11 protein-coding genes and 2 tRNA genes are annotated in these 16,673 nt (G+C 68.0%); 4 read left to right on the plus strand and 9 right to left on the minus strand.

Annotated elements, in window-relative coordinates:
- Nucleotides 1–3: 3 nt before the first annotated feature.
- Both ACFTQE_RS09625 and ACFTQE_RS09630 read right to left on the minus strand, forming a co-directional pair.
- The gene (locus ACFTQE_RS09625; protein ID WP_376924845.1) at nucleotides 4–279 is read right to left on the minus strand and encodes a helix-turn-helix domain-containing protein; all 276 of its coding nucleotides are present in this window, start codon (nucleotides 277–279) and stop codon (nucleotides 4–6) included.
- A gap of 252 nt (nucleotides 280–531) precedes the next feature.
- The gene (locus ACFTQE_RS09630) at nucleotides 532–945 is read right to left on the minus strand and encodes a hypothetical protein (RefSeq protein WP_376924846.1); all 414 of its coding nucleotides are present in this window, start codon (nucleotides 943–945) and stop codon (nucleotides 532–534) included.
- Between the two features lie 126 nt (nucleotides 946–1,071).
- Between ACFTQE_RS09630 and ACFTQE_RS09635 the strand changes: the two genes are divergently transcribed.
- Together ACFTQE_RS09635 and ACFTQE_RS09640 are read left to right on the plus strand one after the other, a co-directional pair.
- The gene (locus ACFTQE_RS09635) at nucleotides 1,072–2,106 is read left to right on the plus strand and encodes a hypothetical protein (RefSeq protein WP_376924847.1); all 1,035 of its coding nucleotides are present in this window, start codon (nucleotides 1,072–1,074) and stop codon (nucleotides 2,104–2,106) included.
- On the plus strand, nucleotides 2,103–3,989 hold the full coding sequence (locus tag ACFTQE_RS09640) for a hypothetical protein (RefSeq protein WP_376924848.1): 1,887 nt from the start codon (nucleotides 2,103–2,105) through the stop codon (nucleotides 3,987–3,989). Before ACFTQE_RS09635 ends, ACFTQE_RS09640 begins: the two co-directional genes overlap by 4 nt.
- A 228-nt stretch (nucleotides 3,990–4,217) precedes the next feature.
- On the opposite strand, the gene ACFTQE_RS09645 is transcribed toward ACFTQE_RS09640, so the two are convergent.
- Both ACFTQE_RS09645 and ACFTQE_RS09650 read right to left on the minus strand, forming a co-directional pair.
- Nucleotides 4,218–4,294: transfer RNA gene (locus tag ACFTQE_RS09645), tRNA-Met, on the minus strand.
- Between the two features lie 424 nt (nucleotides 4,295–4,718).
- Nucleotides 4,719–4,795: transfer RNA gene (locus ACFTQE_RS09650), tRNA-Met, on the minus strand.
- Nucleotides 4,796–5,069: 274 nt separating this feature from the next.
- On the opposite strand from ACFTQE_RS09650, the gene ACFTQE_RS09655 reads away from it, so the two are divergent.
- Complete coding sequence (locus tag ACFTQE_RS09655) at nucleotides 5,070–6,479, plus strand: glycoside hydrolase family 18 protein (protein WP_376924849.1); 1,410 nt, start codon at nucleotides 5,070–5,072, stop codon at nucleotides 6,477–6,479.
- A gap of 88 nt (nucleotides 6,480–6,567) precedes the next feature.
- On the opposite strand, the gene ACFTQE_RS09660 is transcribed toward ACFTQE_RS09655, so the two are convergent.
- The 3 genes from ACFTQE_RS09660 to ACFTQE_RS09670 all read right to left on the minus strand — a co-directional run bounded on the left by ACFTQE_RS09660 (nucleotide 6,568) and on the right by ACFTQE_RS09670 (nucleotide 11,532).
- Nucleotides 6,568–7,434 carry a class I SAM-dependent methyltransferase gene (locus tag ACFTQE_RS09660; RefSeq protein ID WP_376924850.1) on the minus strand — a complete coding sequence of 289 codons (867 nt, stop codon included), beginning with the start codon at nucleotides 7,432–7,434 and terminating at the stop codon, nucleotides 6,568–6,570.
- A 1-nt stretch (nucleotide 7,435) separates the two neighbouring features.
- Entirely contained in the window at nucleotides 7,436–10,327 is a 2,892-nt protein-coding gene (locus ACFTQE_RS09665) for a UPF0182 family protein (protein WP_376924851.1), read from the minus strand.
- Nucleotides 10,328–10,398: 71 nt separating this feature from the next.
- On the minus strand, nucleotides 10,399–11,532 hold the full coding sequence (locus tag ACFTQE_RS09670; RefSeq protein ID WP_376924852.1) for a PDZ domain-containing protein: 1,134 nt from the start codon (nucleotides 11,530–11,532) through the stop codon (nucleotides 10,399–10,401).
- Between the two features lie 207 nt (nucleotides 11,533–11,739).
- Between ACFTQE_RS09670 and ACFTQE_RS09675 the strand changes: the two genes are divergently transcribed.
- Nucleotides 11,740–13,065, plus strand: coding sequence for a zinc-dependent metalloprotease (locus ACFTQE_RS09675; protein ID WP_376924862.1), 1,326 nt, complete (start codon nucleotides 11,740–11,742; stop codon nucleotides 13,063–13,065).
- Between the two features lie 801 nt (nucleotides 13,066–13,866).
- On the opposite strand, the gene ACFTQE_RS09680 is transcribed toward ACFTQE_RS09675, so the two are convergent.
- Nucleotides 13,867–15,699: an ATP-dependent helicase gene (locus tag ACFTQE_RS09680; protein ID WP_376924853.1), complete on the minus strand. Its 1,833-nt coding sequence runs from the start codon at nucleotides 15,697–15,699 to the stop codon at nucleotides 13,867–13,869.
- Nucleotides 15,684–16,634: an NAD(+) diphosphatase gene (nudC, locus tag ACFTQE_RS09685; RefSeq protein WP_376924854.1), complete on the minus strand. Its 951-nt coding sequence runs from the start codon at nucleotides 16,632–16,634 to the stop codon at nucleotides 15,684–15,686. Before nudC ends, ACFTQE_RS09680 begins: the two co-directional genes overlap by 16 nt.
- Between the last annotated feature and the right edge of the window lie 39 nt (nucleotides 16,635–16,673).

Raw genomic sequence — 16,673 nt, forward strand, 5'->3', positions numbered from 1 at the left:
GCGCTAGCGCTTCTGGCCAGTCTTCAGCGGAACACCGAGTGCAGTCTCGAGGCGCGCGATTGCATAAAGGTCAGGCCAGGTCGATCCGTTGAGATAGCCGAGGAGGGTCACATGGCTGAGGCCCGCCGACCTGGCAACGGAGCGAATGCTGTCATCACCGATCGCATCACGAAGGCGCAACGCGAATTGGCGAGCAGCTTCGCCCGCTGGATCCGTCGACAGCGTCCCTGGCCAGCCAGGCGCGAGCTCAGCTGGTTGCGGGCGCGGCGTGCGTGACATGGCTCAAGGCTACTGGCGCGAGTGCGACGGATACCGTTGATTCACCGCTCGCCACAAGAGATCACCGGCCGCCAGAGCCGATCACCACGCGCTTGCCGCTGCCCGGGCGATCGGCTGTCTAGCGAAACCACCCCGGGTTGGTTATTCTATCAACCAGCGTGCTGCGGTACCGATGCAGGCATCGGTACCGCTCGCCCGCACTGGCAACAGCGGGAGGCGATGCCAGCATGATGCCAACTTCTCAACCTCGCGCTAGCCCACTCCGGGGCCGTTCCGGCGGCGCAGCTCGGCTTCGACCACATGTCGGACTCGATCAAATCGGTCCGCCCAGAACATGATGTCCGCCAGTTGCATCTGGGTCTTGCCACGAAGCAGCCGGCTCATGCGGTCGTAGCTTCGCCCCGGGAGTGCAGCATCGACAGTTGCGAGATACTGCTCGGTCGTTTCACCACGAGCAAGGATCTCTTCTCTCACGGCGTTCGCCACGAGATGCTGAAGCTGCGCAGCCCTGAGCCGCGGGTCTCCCACTTCGAGACCCTCTGTCGGCACGAAGAGCGCACTCGAACGCCCAAACACCGCCGGCACCGCGCTGAGGGTTCTCGGCTCGAAGGCGAATCCAGTCGTGGCTGGATTTCGGTCTCGGAGCGACTGCTTTCCATACTTCATTGGGAGATTATCCGCCTCTTTAGTTGCCGGTTTCAACTTGGAATCGGTCAGATACCTGCAAAAGCCGATACTAATCAACCAAATCGCGCGGAAGGGGGCAATCTGCCGCCGCACACCTAACCCCGCATGACCATCCCCGCGGCCAACACTTTCACCGACCTCACCCGACTTACCTCCCGCCAGCTTGCGAGCGCCGGGGCCCGACCGGCGCATCTCGTCGCACCTGACCTCGTTTCTCAACACCGCTACGGCAGCACCGTTTCAGCGGAGGTGATTATCGCCGTGGAGAGCTACAAGCCAAAGCGCCCGACCAACGAATGGCAGCGCGTCGCACCGTTCGCGCAAGAACTGGCTGCCCGGTCCACCTCCACTGCGAGCGATGCCGCGCGCATGATGCGAATCCTGAGCCCGTTCCTACTCTGGTGCGTCGCCGAGCAGGGACTCCCGATGGATGCGCAGAGCCTGTTCACTCGGCGAATCATCGATGCCTACATCGGGGAGCTTGAGCTTTCAGACGGCAGTCGAGGAACATACAGGTCCGTCCTCACGTCCGCAGCAGAGCATGTGAATCCGGATGGATTCCAGAAGCGCATGGAACCGATCAAACGCCGCGAGATCGCGGCTCCCTATATCGCGCAGGAGATGGCGCAATTCGAGCTCTGGGCGAACGGCCAGGCTACCGAACTCAAGCGGCGCAAGGCCCGCCTCATGCTCGCGCTGTGCGCGGGCGCCGGCTTGCGACCAGGTGAATTCGACTTGCTCTGCAGCGACGTCACCGTCGACGACCACGGCGTGCTCCTGACCGTGGGTTCCGGAGACTCGCGCCGGAATGTTCCCGTGCTCAGCCGATGGGAGTCGTGGATCACGTCGGAGTTCGAGAAGCTCCCCGCAGACGGACCACTGTGGATGAGCGAAGGACAGAAGCAGAACAAGAGCCTCCTCAACGGCTTCACCGATAGGACGAGCGGAACGGCTCCGAACGGCACCCGACTGCGTACAACGTGGATCATCACCCACCTCGCGACAGGCACTCCGATCAAGGAACTCATGCGTGCAGCAGGGATGGTTCAGTTCAACAACCTGGATCGGTACCTCGTCTACGTCGACGACATCGGCCCTTCCGCATACCGGGGAGCGCTGCGCGGAACGGTGCAGCGTTGACCACATCACAAAAGCACACGGCAGAGCCCACCCAGCGCAGCGGCGCCATGCAGCTCGAGCAGCGAATGCAGGCCGCGTTCGGGAGATCGCTCGAAGACTTCGACCGAGAGACCGCCGTCGAAGCGCTACCGAAGGTGTACGTCGAGCTCGCGTACAAGGTCGTGATGGCTTCGGAAGCGCCTACCATGATCGCCGCGTGGAAGACCGAAGCACGAAGATCGAACGCCGGTGCGAAACCGCTGGTATCGATCGAGGCAGTCCTCGTGCTCTTCGTCGCCCATGCACTTGCGGGAAAGCCACTCACGTACATCGAGTTGGCGAAGTCACTTCGGCATCGACTCCAGCACGATCAGCGAACCACCCTCGGCATCTCCCACAAGCGCGGCACCGACGCACAGTGGTACGACCGAATGTGGGCTGCCGTAAATCGTCTCGTCGCCCTCATCGACCCTTACCCGGGCCCACGCAATGTGAAGCTGAAGGGCGACGCGTGGAGCGGTCACCTCGCGACGACCAAGCGTCCGGATTACGTCGAAAACTCTAAGCGCATGCTCGACCGCTTCGATGACCTCACGAACGGACTGCTTCGCGCCTCGATCGCACTACTCCCCCAAGACGTCTGGCGGCAGTACGACGGAAACATGGTCATCGATGCCACCAAGGTAATCATCCCGGGCACCCCAAACTCGGCTTCAGAGAACGGCAATCGATCAAACCCTGATCCCTTCTCGGGACGCTACCGCAGAGGAGGCAAGCACGACGGCCAGGGCGCATCCACAGACGTTGCTGCATACGAGCTCGAGACGGCCTGCACCATGTGGAACGAGCCCGGCGAGAACGAACGATTCCCCACTCTCGTGACCGCAGTCTCGATGCACCGCCCTGGCAGACTCGTCGGCCACGCGGCACGGCTGATCGACCAGCACAAGAAGCTCGGCTACGACCGGTTCCTACTCGCGGTCGATCGCGCATACAACGGCGAGAAGATCGAGAACTTCCATGTCCCTGCGAGGCTCGCTGGGGCTGAACTCGTGCTGGAGTACAAGAAAACTGATCTTGGTCTCCAAGGCTGGTTCGAGGACCTCATCCTCGTCGATGGCAACTGGTACGTGAACTGGATGCCAGTCGACCTGATCGAGGCCGGTCGACAGTTGCGAATCCTCGAAGACTCGGTCGCCGCCTCCCATGGCGCGCTCACGGTTCTGTCGCACGCGAAGGGCAAGCAAGCACCTCTGGAACAGATCGCCGCTCACGAGAGCCACATCAAAGATTCAGCCGCCCGCTGCATCCAACTCACGAAGCTCATTCAGAACCGCAACCGTTACCGGATGAAGGAACACGGACAGGTGGACAGCGACGGCGCTCAGCGCTTTCGCTACCCCGACCCCGCACGCTCCCTTGTCACACCGACGCCGCTGTCGAATCGCGCTTCGCTCACGATCCCGATGCTCGTTCCCGATCAGGACGCACCGAAGCACCTGACTTCACTGGCGACGAACCCCCTTCGCAAGCCGAAGAAGCGCTCGGCCGACCGACGTAAACCGCAGCCTCTCAAGCACGTGCAGAAATACGCCCACCAGACCCCCGAGTGGAAAAAGTTCATGGGCATGCGCAGCCTCGTCGAAGCTTCCAACCGACTCCTGAAGAAGTCAACAAAGTTCAACATCGAGGACCCGGACCTTAGATCCGGTCGAGGCTACGCGTTCACCTACCTCGCGACCGCGCTCGCGGTCGTCGCAGAGAACGTGCTGCGCATCAAGAGCTTCTTCAAAGCCGACGCCAAACGCCAAGACGCCCCGAAGACCCGAGCACGCCGCCGACTCGACCCACAGGGCAATCCACTTCCGCGGCGCGAACCCGACGAAACCGGCCCACCCCGCTAGAAACAGCCGCGCCGACACCCACACCACCACCGCGTACCGAACGCTTCAGCCTGCCCAAACGGCAGGCTCTTCGTCGTTAACGGGCGTAATCTCTCTCTGGCCGCTGCGCTGGGCCGACATCAGAGCCTCGACCGGGCAAAGAAAAAGAGGCCGTGACCAGATTTCTCTGATCACGACCTCTTCTGCGCAATTTTCCGAAGATCAGATGCTGATTCTCCGATTGCGCCGTGGTTGCGGGGGCAGGATTTGAACCTACGACCTCTGGGTTATGAGCCCAGCGAGCTACCGAACTGCTCCACCCCGCGTCACCGACCGCCTGACGGCAGTCACGCCTCGCAAGATCCCCGGAGGGCTGCTTGCGATGGTCCCTTCAGTCTACTTCACCGTGGGGGTCCGCTCGACCCACCTCCCGAGGCCGAAGCCCCGAGACCGGAGCCCGATCAGCGGAATGCGGGTTCGCCTGACCCGACCAGATGTCCCGATCCGGTCGACAGCGACCGCAGGCGTTCAGTACGTTCGTCGGATTCGCCCGCCCTTCTCCCCAGACCGGTACGGGCGCGTGCCGCGCAAATGCGGCAATCGGCTGGTCCCGCGGCTCGCAGATGCGACGCGGGGCCAGTTGCCCGCCGAATCGAGACGCCGTCTCGCGGCTGAACGGGAATCCCGTTAACGCAGAAGTCCCGGTCTCTTTCGAGACCGGGACTGCTTCGTGCGTTCTGACGAACACCTTGGTTGCGGGGGCAGGATTTGAACCTACGACCTCTGGGTTATGAGCCCAGCGAGCTACCGAACTGCTCCACCCCGCGGCACAAGAAGAAACACTATCACGACATTTCGGCCCCGTCGAATCGAGCCGGCGAGCGCGACGGCGGCCCGCGGCATCCACTCTCGCGCTCTCGAGAGGTGTGCAGATCTTGCACACCTCGCGCGAATCGCTGGAGGAATCCTCAATGATCTCGCCGAACGACGCAGCCGATCCCCCATTCTTTGTTAGGACTCTTTCCAAACTCGATCGCGCCTTGCTACGTTCACCGCAACCGTTCACCCAGCACGGCCCCGACGACGATCGATGAGGATTCAATGTCACCACGCCAACTGCTCCGCGGAGCGGCCATCGCGGCCGCCGCCACCGCTCTCGTCGCCGCTTCGGCGGTCTCCCCCGCACTCGCGCACGGCAACGGCCATGGCAACGGAAACCACGGCGGCCATGGCAACTCGCATGGCAACCACGGCCACGCCGACTCGGCCGGCCCGACCGACATCAACGGCTACCGCTCCGTCGGCTACCTCATGTCCGACACCCCGGTCACCCGCGACTACCAGATCGAAGACCTGCTTCGCACGGGCGCGATCGAGGACGTCACGCACATCAACTACGCCTTCGGCAACGTCACGACGAAGCTGAAGTGCGAGATCACGGATGTCCCGGGCGAGGGCGATGCCCAGAACGACTACCTGCGCCTCGTGTCGGCCGCCGACTCGGTCGACGGCAAGAAGGACAAGGCCAACAAGCACCAGCGCCTCGCCGGCAACTTCAACCAGCTGAAGAAGCTCAAGGAGGTCAGCCCCGACACGAAGGTGCTCATCTCGCTCGGCGGCTGGACCTGGTCGGACAACTTCTCGGAGGCGGCATCCACCCCCGAGAGTCGCGCCGCACTCGTCTCCTCATGCATCGACGTCTACCTCAAGGGCAACCTGCCGAAGGTCGGCGACCTCGGCGGCCCCGGCGCTGCGGCCGGCATCTTCGACGGCATCGACGTCGACTGGGAGTGGCCGGTCAACGGCGGCGAGACGGCGAATGCGAAGCCTGAAGACAAGGAGAACTTCCTCGCCCTCATGGAGGAGTTCCGCGCGCAGCTCGACGCGTACGGCGCCGTGACCGGTGAGGACTACCTGCTCACCGCGTTCGGCCCCGCCGGCGGCTGGAACACGAACGCGGGCGGATGGAACACCGCACGGCTCTTCGCCGCGATCGACTGGCTGAACGTGCAGGGCTACGACTACGCCGGCGGATGGACCGGCAACACCGGCCACCAGGGCAACCTGCACCCCGACGGCGCCAACAACTGGGGCCTCGCGATCGACAACGCCATCGCGCTCTACACCGCCGGCGGTGCGCGCCCCGACCAGTTGAACGTCGGCCTCGCGGCCTACGGGCAGGGCTGGACCGGCGTGACGGTCGGCGACCGCGCCGGGTGGACCCCCGACCCCGCGGTCACCTCGATCGGCACGAAGCCGTACTACGAGATCCGCGACATCGGCGAGGGCTACTTCGACCCCGCACTCGGCGCCTCGTGGCGCTTCGATGCGGCGAGCGGCCAGTGGTGGAGCCTCGACGACCCGAGCTCCGTCACGGCGAAGGCCGAATGGCTCGCGCAGCAGGGCTACGGCGGCGCGATGTGGTGGGACCTCTCGGGCGACTACCGCAACGAGCTCGGCGACGCGCTCGGCCACGCGCTCCGCTCGGCGGACGAGGGTCCGCTCGACTGATCACCCCGAGAACGGCGGATGCCTCGGAGCGGACTCGCTCCGAGGCATCCGTGCTGATCGGGCCCGGAGCCTCGATTCGAGCGTCGCGTTACTCGACGGACGGAGTGCTCGGCACCGCGACGAGCTCGTACGAGAGCGGCAGCCACTGCTCGGCCGGCCAGCCGTACATGCCGTCGCCGACGTCGACCGTCGCCGGGAAGATGCGCCACGGCACGCGGTAGTGCTCGGTGAACGTGTCGACGTCGAGGCCGGCGCCGCGCAGCGCGGCGAAGATCTCACCGAGCGGATGCATCCACTCCCACGTGCGCGCGTTGGCGAGCGCCGCCTCGGGGTCGGCGTAGTCGCTCGGGTCGTCGATGATGTCGGGCGACTCGCTCGAGTACGGGTAGGCGAACGCCGGCAGGCCGCCGGGCCCGCTGTCGCCGTCGAACACGAATGCGGCGGGGTGCCCGTCTGCGAAGAGGAAGCGACCGCCGGGCTTCACGAACCACGACACGATGCGCGCCCACTCCGCGACATCCGGAAGCCAGCCGATCGTGCCCCACGAGGTGAAGACGAGGTCGAACGACTCGGGCTCGGGCAGCATGTGGCGGGCGTCGTAGACGTTCGCCTCGATGAATCGGGCCTGATGCGAGAGACCGAGTTCTTCGGCCATGCGACGCGCCTCGGCAACCGCCTGCGACGAGAAGTCGATGCCGACGACCGTGGCGCCGAGGTTCGCGAGCGACAGCGTGTCGGAGCCGAAGTGGCACTGCAGGTGCAGCACCCGCACCCCCTCGAGCCCGTCGGGGTAGAGGCGGGTGATCGCCTCGCGCACGATCGGGTCGAGCACGTCGCCGCCCTCGCGAAGCCGCGAGCGGTCGTACATCTCCGACGCGACGTGCACCGCGACGCGTTCCTCCCAGTTCGCGAGGTTGTCGTCGAGCCACTCTCCCCCGCGCAGGTCGACGGTCACGTCACCCCTCCTTGGTGGCTTCGAGCAGCTTTGCGATGATCTCGGCGAGCTGTGCATCGGCGGCGCCGTATGCGGCCCAGTCGCCCTCGGCGAGGGCGGCCTGCTTGTTCTTCAGCGCCTGCGACGCCTGGTTGAGCAGTGCCTGCACCTCGTCGCTCGGGGCCACCGGGGTCTCCCCGCCGTCGCCGCCCTCTTCAGGCGCGGGCGTGGCGCCCGGATCGACCTCGTTGTCACCGGCGTCGGCGCCGGAGTCGCCGCCGAAGAGCACATCGAGCGCGAGGTCGAGCGTGTCCTGGAAGGCGATCTGGTCGCCGAAGGCGACGAGCACCTTCTGCAGCAGCGGATAGCTCGTGCTGCCGGTCGACTCGACGTAGACGGGTTGCACGTAGAGCAGGCCGCCGCCGACGGGCACGGTGAGCAGGTTGCCGTTGATCACGTTCGACTGGCCCTGCTTCAGCAGGTTCAGCGATTGCGACACGGTCGGGTCGGAGTTGAACTTGGCCTGCACCTGGCCGGGGCCCGGCACGTTGTCGTCTTCGGGCAGGGTCAGCAGCCTGAGCTTGCCGTAGCCGTCGGCGCGCTCTCCGTCGGTCGCGCCGGCATCGGCGTCGACCGCGAGGTAGCCGCGCAGCACGTTGCGACTCTGCTCACCGCGGGCCTCGGGAATGAACGTCGAGTAGAGCGAGTAGCTCGGCTCGTCCTGACCGGGCATCTGCATCGTCAGGTAGTACGGCGGCTGCAGCAGCGTGCTGCCGGCATCGGCCGTCGGGTCCTTCGGCGTCGTCCAGGCGTCTTCACGCGAGTAGAACGGGATCGCATCGGTCACGTGGTAGCGGCCGAGCACCTCGCGCTGCACCTTGAACAGGTCGGAGGGGTAGCGCACGTGGCTCATCAGGTCGCCCGACATCTTGCTCATCGGCTCGACCGTGGTCGGGAAGACCTTCTGCCAGGTCTGGAGGATCGGGTCCTCCTCATCCCAGGCGTAGAGCGTCACCGTGCCGTCGTAGGCGTCGACCGTGGCCTTCACCGAGTTGCGGATGTAGTTGACCTCGTCGAAGGCGAGCGTCGGCGCCTGGGTCTCGCTGTCGGCGATCGCCTCGCTCATGCTGACCTTGTTGGAGTACGGGTACTGGTCGGAGAGCGTGTAGCCGTCGACGACCCAGACGATCTTGCCGTCGACGACCGACGGGTAGGTGTCGGAGTCGAGCGTCAGGTACGGGGCGACCTTCTGCACGCGCTGCACGGGGTCGCGGTCGTAGAGGATCTGCGAGTCGGTCGTGACCTGGTCGGAGAGGAAGATCTGCTCGGACTGGAACTTCAGCGCGTAGACGAGCTTCGTGAAGGCGTTGTCGAGCTTCGGGCCGCCATCGCCCTCGAACGTCGTCTGCGTCTGGTCGGCGCCCTCGGAACCCGAGGGGTAGTCGAGCTCGATCGGCTTCGCATCCTTCGGCGCGCCGACGATCGAGTACTGCGGCGAGGACTCGCCGAAGTACACGCGCGGCTGGAAGTCGCCGAGCACGCCCGACGACGGGATGCCCGACTGCAGGAACACCGGCTGGCCGTCGACGGAGCGCTGGTTGCCGGCGGCCGCGACGAGGCCGTAGCCGTGCGTGTAGACGAGGTGCGAGTTGAACCACGTCTCGGCGTCGCCGAGACCCGAGAGGTTCACGTCGCGCACCGCGACGACGGTGTCTTGGGAGGTGCCGTCGATCTCGTAGCGGTCGACATCGAGCGCCGACGGGAACTGGTAGTACTGGCGGAACTGCTCGAGCTGCTGGAACGCGGGGCCGATCACGAGCGGGTCCATGAGGCGGATGCTCGCCGTGGTCGCGGCGTCGGCGCGCAGCGCGCCGGGCTCGGCGTCGGTCTTCGCCTCGAACGGGATCTCCTCGACGTCGGCGATGCCGTACGCATCCCGCGTGAGGTCGATGTTGCGCTGGATGTAGGGCTCTTCGAGCGAACGTGCGCTCGGGTCGACCTGGAAGCGCTGGATGACCCACGGGTAGAGCGATCCGATGAGCAGGCTCGAGACGACGAGCAGGGCCGTGCCGACGAGCGGCAGGCGCCAACGCCCGATGATCGCGGTGATGAAGAAGAGCACCGCGACGACGGCCGCGATCGCCGCGAGGATGCCTCGGCCGGGGATCGTGGCGTTGACGTCGGTGTACGAGGCACCCGTGATGAGCGAGCCCGTCTCGGTCACCGTCGCATACTGGTCGAGCCAGATGCTCACCGCCTGCAGCAGCAGGTAGATGCCTGCGGTCACGGCGATCTGGATGCGCGCCGACTTCGAGATGACGATCTCACGGCCGCTCACCCGGAGGGCGCCGTAGAGGTAGTTCGTCGCGATCACGAGCAGCAACGACAGCAGCACGACGGCCGAGGCGAAGCCGACGAGCGAGCGGTAGAACGGGAGCTCGAACACGTAGAAGCCGACGTCGAACCCGAACTGCGGGTCGGTCGTGCCGAAGGGCGTGCGGTTCAGCCACGCGAGCGTGCCCTCCCAGCGGGTCGAAGCCGAGACGCCCGCGAAGATGCCGAGCACCACGGGGATGCCGTACATCGCGAGGCGGCGCAGCGGCTCGAAGACCTCCTGGTACCGGTCGAGCTGCGAGTTCAGCTTCGCGTAGACCGGGCGCGAACGGTAGGCGATCTGGATGGATCCCCACACGGGCAGCGCCATGGCCACGAAGCCGATGAGGAAGAGCACGATGCGTGCGATCCACTCGGTGGTGAGCACCGAGAGGAAGCCGAGCTGGTCGTACCAGAGCACATCGGCGTAGATGCCGGCGAAGGCGAAGAACGCGATGACGAGCACGGCGACGACGCCGATCGTGATCGCGATCGGAGCGCGCCTGCGCTGGACCCTCGGTTCTTGCGACTGTGCTGACACTCTCGGCCTCGTGTTCGGTCGGGATGGGATCGGGATTCCATCCTAGAGTTGCGTTCCTTGGAATCGCCTGTTCAGGCGGGACAAGAGGGGTAGGACCCCGTCACGTCGCCGTCGGCGACGTCTTCGACGATCGATCGGGCCTGGTCGAGCGTCTCCACGGCGAAGACGGTGACGCCGTCGGGCACGTTGCCGGCCACCTCGTCGCAGTTCGACTCGGGTGCCAGGAACCAGTCGGCGCCGGCGCGTTCGGCGCCCCAGAGCTTCTGGCGGATGCCGCCGATCGGCCCGACGCGGCCGGCCGAGTCGATCGTGCCCGTGCCGGCGATGATCTCGCCGCCCGTCATGGGGCCGGGCGTGAGCTTGTCGACGATGCCGAGCGCGAACATCATGCCGGCGCTCGGACCGCCGACGTCGTCGAGCTGCAGCTCGACGTCGATCGGGAACTCGTAGACCATGCGCACGCCGACGCCGAGCACGGCTCGACCGTCGCGCTCGGTGGGAGTCACCTCGACAGTGAGCGGCTCGCCGTCGCGGACGATCTCGAGCTCCGCCGGTTCGTCGGCACCGTGCTCCTGCACCGCCGTCTGCAGTTCGTTGATCGAGTGCACCGCCGTGCCGTCGAGCGAGACGATGACGTCGCCCTCTTCGAGGATGCCATCGGCCGGCGAGTCCTCGAGGAGCCCGGCGACGGTCACCTCGCGCGGGAAGTCGTAGCCGAGCTCGACGAGGGCCGCGGCGATCGCGTCCTGCTGCGAGTCGACCATGGCGGCCTGGTTCTGGGCGTCGCGGTCTTCGCTGCTGATGCCGGGCGGGAAGATCGCCTCGACCGGGATGACCGAGCGCGTGCGATCGAACCACGCGGCGATGACCTCGAGCCAGTTCGGCGTCTGGCCCGGTCGACCGACGACCGAGACCGTCAACAGGTTGAGCTCGCCGTCGGTGGGGTACGTGGTCTCGTCGGGGATCGCGATGAGCGGGACTTCTTCGTCGTCGCCGTTCTCGGCGACGCCGAGGGTGTCGTACACGGGGCCCGGCTGCTCGATCACGTACGGCGAGGGGATGAACGCGAAGACGACCCCGATCACGATCGCGACCGTGAGGGCGCTCCATCCGATGCGCTCGCGCAGGGGGCGCCGCCCCGTGTTCGGATCGGACGTCCAACGGGACTCCTCCGACTGTGGGGTCTCGTCGTCGAAGATGCTCAACCGACATCCTTCCGGGCGGTGTTCGAACTCGCGTGCCGGCCCTGTTCGCGAAGGGCGGACACCCGGAACGCCCAGCCTAGGCCATTTCCCAGACACTCGGCCGTGCCCCCGCGTTACGGTTGAACCAGACGCGACTGGGAGGTGGCCGAAGTGGCCGATCGGCATGATGAGCCCGACGACCGGAGCCCCGAAGACGAGTTCCGCGAAATGCTCCGGGAGATGCTCTCCGGCGGAGGCGCCGGCGGCATCGATCCGTCGAGCCTGGCAGGAGCAGCCGGACTGCCCAACGACCCGGCGAGCCTCGCTGCACTGTTCTCGCAGTTGCAGCAGGCGATGAACAAGGCCGACGACGGCATCGACTGGAGCGTCGCCGTGCGTCAGGGCGAGGAGCGCGCCGCGATCGGCCAGCGCCAGATCGCCGACGACGAGCGAGCGCGCTTCGACCAGGCCTTCCAGGTCGCCTCGCTGTGGCTCGACGAGGCCGTCGACTTCGGCGCGCTGCCGACCACACCCGAGCTGTTGACGCGGCGAGCGTGGGTCGCGGCCACGATGCCGATCTGGTCGCAGCTGGCCGAGCCCGTCGCCCTCTCCATCTCCGACGCGCTCACCCGTGTCATGAGCGAGCAGGCTCCCGAAGAGATGCGCTCGATGATCGAGGGTGCGAGCCGCATGATGCGCGGCATCGGCGGGGCGCTCTTCGCGATGCAGCTGGGGCAGGTCGTCGGCCAGCTCGCGACCGAGGTGGTCTCCGGCGGCGACGTCGGAATCCCGCTTCTCGATGACGGTCGCGCCGCGATCCTGCCGCAGAACGTCGCGGAGTTCGGCAACGACCTCGACATCCCGACCGACCAGATCGAGCTCTACCTCGCGGTGCGCGAACTCGCGCACGCGCGCCTGTTCCGGCACGCGCGCTGGCTGCGGCTCCACCTCATCACGGCGATCACGGCGTTCGCGCAGGGCATCGACATCGACACCGAGCGACTCGAAGAGCTCGCAGAGGGCTTCGACCCGTCGAACACCGAAGACCTCCGCAACGCCGTCGTCAACGGCGCCCTCATCCGCGCCAAGAGCGAGTCGCAGCAGGCGGCGCTCGCCCGCCTCGAGACGATGCTCGCGCTCGTCGAGGGCTGGGTCGACGCGGCGACGGCCGACGCCACCGCTCGACTGCCGAAGTCCGTCGCGATCGCGGAGACCATCCGTCGTCGCCGCGCCTCCGGCGGCCCGGCGGAGTCGGCCTTCGCGACCCTCGTCGGCCTCGAGCTGCGGCCCCGTCGGCTTCGCGAGGCGACCGCCATGTGGCGCGCGGTGACCGATGCGGTCGGCGTCGAGGCGCGCGATGCGCTCTGGTCGCACCCCGATCTGCTGCCGACCTCCGAAGACCTCGACGATCCGGCACGGCTCGTGGCCCGGCTCACGGGCACCGACACCGCCGAGGCGGAGGCCGACGACGAGTTCGACCAGGCGCTCGAGCAGCTGCTCCGCGGCGAGACGCCCGCGGCCCCCGGCGAAGACGGCGAAGACCCCGCGAGCTGACCCGGCGCGCCTGGTGCTGGAGCGGCCCGCCCTGTGGAGGGATTCCGCGGCCCGCTGAGCGATTCCGGCATGCTCTCGGCATGTCACCGCGCATCGATCCGGTCCTGCCCATCGTCTGGCGCTCCCCCACCGAGCTGCAGCTCGGGGCGACCCCGCGCGTCGTCGTGCGCGATCCGGGCGAACTCGAGACCGGGCTGCTGTCCGCACTCCGGCACGGCGCCTCGGCGTCGACCCTCGAGACCATCGGCACGGCCCTCGGCGGAACTCGCGAGACCGTGCAGGCATTCCTCGAGCTGGTCGCCCCGGCGTTCGAACCTGACGGCACCGACCGAGCGGATGCCGCGGCATCCGCCCGGCCGCGACGCGTCGCCGTCGACGCACCGCGCGCGTTCGGCGACCGCCTCGGCGAACACCTCGCGATGCTCGGCTGCGAACCGGTGGCAGCCGCCGACGCCGACGTCGAGGGCACGGCGCTCGCGGTCGTCGCGGCGACCTGGGTCGTCTCACCCGCACGGCACCTGCAGTGGCTGCGAGCGGATGTGCCGCACCTCGCGGTCGTGTTCGACGACGAGGGCACGCGCGTCGGCCCGCTCATCGAACCCGGCGACGGACCGTGCCTGCGCTGCCTCGAGCTGACCCGGCGCGACGGCGACCCCGCCTGGCCGGTGATCGCCGCCCAGCTCGCGGGTCGCCCGGCCGCGAGCTGCACGCCGAGAGCCGTGCACGACGCCGCCGCGCTCGTGGCGGCGTTCGTCGACGACCGGCTCACCCGGTCGTACAACCCCCTGCGCGGCGCCTCGATCAGGCTCGGGCGTCAGGGCGCGATCGCGCCGCCGACCCGGCACCCGTGGCACCCCGAGTGCGGGTGCCGAGCTCCTGCAGGAAGCGCGACGGCTCCCGTTCCCCTCGATAGCCGCCGCCCTGACGCGGCCAGCTCAACTCGAGGCGCCGCCGTGCCCGCGTGATGCCGACGTAGAGCAGTCGCCGCTCCTCGTCGATCGCGTCGAAGCTCTTCGCGTATGCGATCGGGAGCATGCCCTCGGTGAGCCCCACGATGTGCACCTGGTCCCACTCGAGGCCCTTGGCCGAGTGCATGGTCGCGAGTGTCACTGCAGCGACCGTCGGCTCGTGCTGGGCCTCCGCCCTGGCACGCAATTCGTCGGCGAACGCGCGGAACGTCGTGCCGGGGGGTGCGTCGTCGACGAGTCGGGCGATCGCGTTCAGCGACTCCCAGCGCGCACGCACGGCACCGGGGCCGTCGGGCGCCTGCGCGCTCCACCCGAGCGCGCGCAGCACGTCGCTGACCGACTTGAAGAGCGGTTCGCCCGCGACCGTGAGCGCGGCCGCGCGCAGGGCGTGCACCGCCTCGCGCACCTCGGGCTGATCGAAGAAGCGCGAGGCACCGCGCACCCGCGAGGCCACTCCGACCTCGTCGAGCGCCCGCTCGAGGATCGCCGTCTGCGAGTTGACGCGCATCAGCACCGCGATGGACTCGGGCGCCGCGCCGGCGTCGATGCTCGCGCGGATCCGGGTCGCGACGCCGCGCGCCTCGGCGAGGTCGTCGGCGTACTCGGTGATCGAGGGCTCGGCGTTCGGCTTCTGCACGCCCGCCGACTTCGCGCCGGCCGGCGAGGTCGTCGCGCCCTGCGGCACCCGCACCGCGGCATCCGCGTCGGGCTGCACGGTGACCGCCTCGAGCCGCAGCGCGCCCGCGCGCCCCCGCATGAGACGGTTGGCCGTGTCGACGATCTCGGTCGTCGAACGGTAGTTGCGCTCGAGCCGCACGACCGTCGCGCCCTCGTACCGGCGCTCGAAGTCGAGCAGGTAGTCGGCGCTCGCGCCGGCGAACGAGTAGATGGTCTGGCTGGCGTCGCCCACGACGCAGAGATCGCGGCGACCGCCGAGCCAGAGGTCGAGCAGTTGCTGCTGGGCGGGCGAGACGTCTTGGTACTCGTCGACGATGAAGTGTCGATAGCTCTCGCGCACGTGCATGGCGACGGATGCCTCGGACTCGATCATGCCGGCCATGGCGAGCAGCACGTCCTCGAAGTCGAGCATGCGCCGCTCGTCCTTCAGCGACTCGTACGCGTCGACGACCGCGAGGAACTGCTCGGCCGTGAGATTGCCCGGTGCACCGCGCGTGGCGAGGCGCGTGGCGTAGCTCTCAGGCCCCGCGCCCGAGACCTTTCGCCACTCGATCTCGGCCGCGACATCGCGCAGGGTCGCCGTGTCGACCCGCACCCGGGCGCGTTCGGCGGCCTGCCCGAGCAGTCGGCCCTTGAACTCGAGCACCCGCGGCGCTCCGCCGCCGACGACGATCGGCCAGAAGTGATTGAGCTGTGCGAGCGCTGCCGCGTGGAAGGTGCGCGCCTGAACGGCACCCGCGCCGAGCGCCCTGAGCCGCGCCCGCAGCTCGGCAGCAGACCGCGACGTGAAGGTGAGCGCCATCACCCGTGCGGGATCGTACGTGCCCGACGCCACCCCGTACGCGATGCGGTGGGTGATCGCGCGAGTCTTGCCGGTCCCCGCGCCCGCGAGCACGCAGACCGGCCCGAGCAGCGCCTCGGCGGCGACGCGCTGCTCGTCGTCGAGTGCATCGAGCAGGGGGTCGGAGGCGGTCACGACGTCGACCATGCGAGGCCGGCCCCCTCGGCGTCGAGCGGGCCGCCGTACCAGCGCTCGAGCAGCCACCGCGCGATCGAGATGCCGCCCGGCAGGCCGATCTCGGCCTGCGCCGCCGCGATCTCGGCGCGCGAGAACCAGCGGAGTTCGAGGATCTCCTCGCCGTCGGGCACCGCTGATGCCGGCGAGGCCGTGGCCGCGATGCGAGCCGTGAATCCGAGCATGAGGCTCGCGGGGAACGGCCACGGCTGCGACGCGACGTAGTCGACCCGGTCGACGAGGACCCCCGCCTCTTCTTCGATCTCGCGCACGACGGCGGCCTCGAGCGCCTCGCCGGGCTCGACGAAGCCGGCGAGCAGCGAGAAGCGGTGCTGCGCCCAGAGCGCGTTCGATCCGAGCAGCACGCGGTCGTCGTCGTCGGTGACGAGCACGATGACGGCGGGGTCGGTGCGTGGGAAGTGCAGGCTGTCGTCGACGGTGCAACGGCGCGCCCACCCTGCCTGCACGGGAACCGTCGGGGCACCGCAGCGCGGGCAGCGCCCGTGACGCTCGTGCCAGTTCGCGAGGGCGACGGCCTCGACGAGGAGGGTCGCGTCGCGATCGCCCAGTACGGCCGCCGCCTCGCGGAGCCCCTGCCACCTGGCTGCTTCCGGCTCGATCGCCGCCGCGGCATCCGCATCGAAGACCCGCAGTTCGAAGCGGGAGCCGTCGGCCCGACCGAGATAGCAGCGCAGCACCGGTTCGGGCAGCCCCTGCGGGTGCGTCAGCTGCAGCGCCGGGGCGGAGCCGTCGATGCGCTCGGCGATCAACGCCTGCCCCCGGTGCACCGCGACGACGCGCGTCTCGGGGTCGGCGTCGAGCGACGTCTCGAGCCCGGGATCGGCGCGCGACGCGGCATCCCGGTCGATCGTCGAACGCGCGAACACCGGCGATGTCGGATCGTTCACGTACCACCCCTCGATGCCCGGGTCGGAGTCGGAGTCGGC

Source organism: Agromyces sp. NPDC056965 (assembly GCF_042673425.1).
In the GTDB taxonomy this organism is placed as follows: Bacteria; Actinomycetota; Actinomycetes; order Actinomycetales; family Microbacteriaceae; genus Agromyces.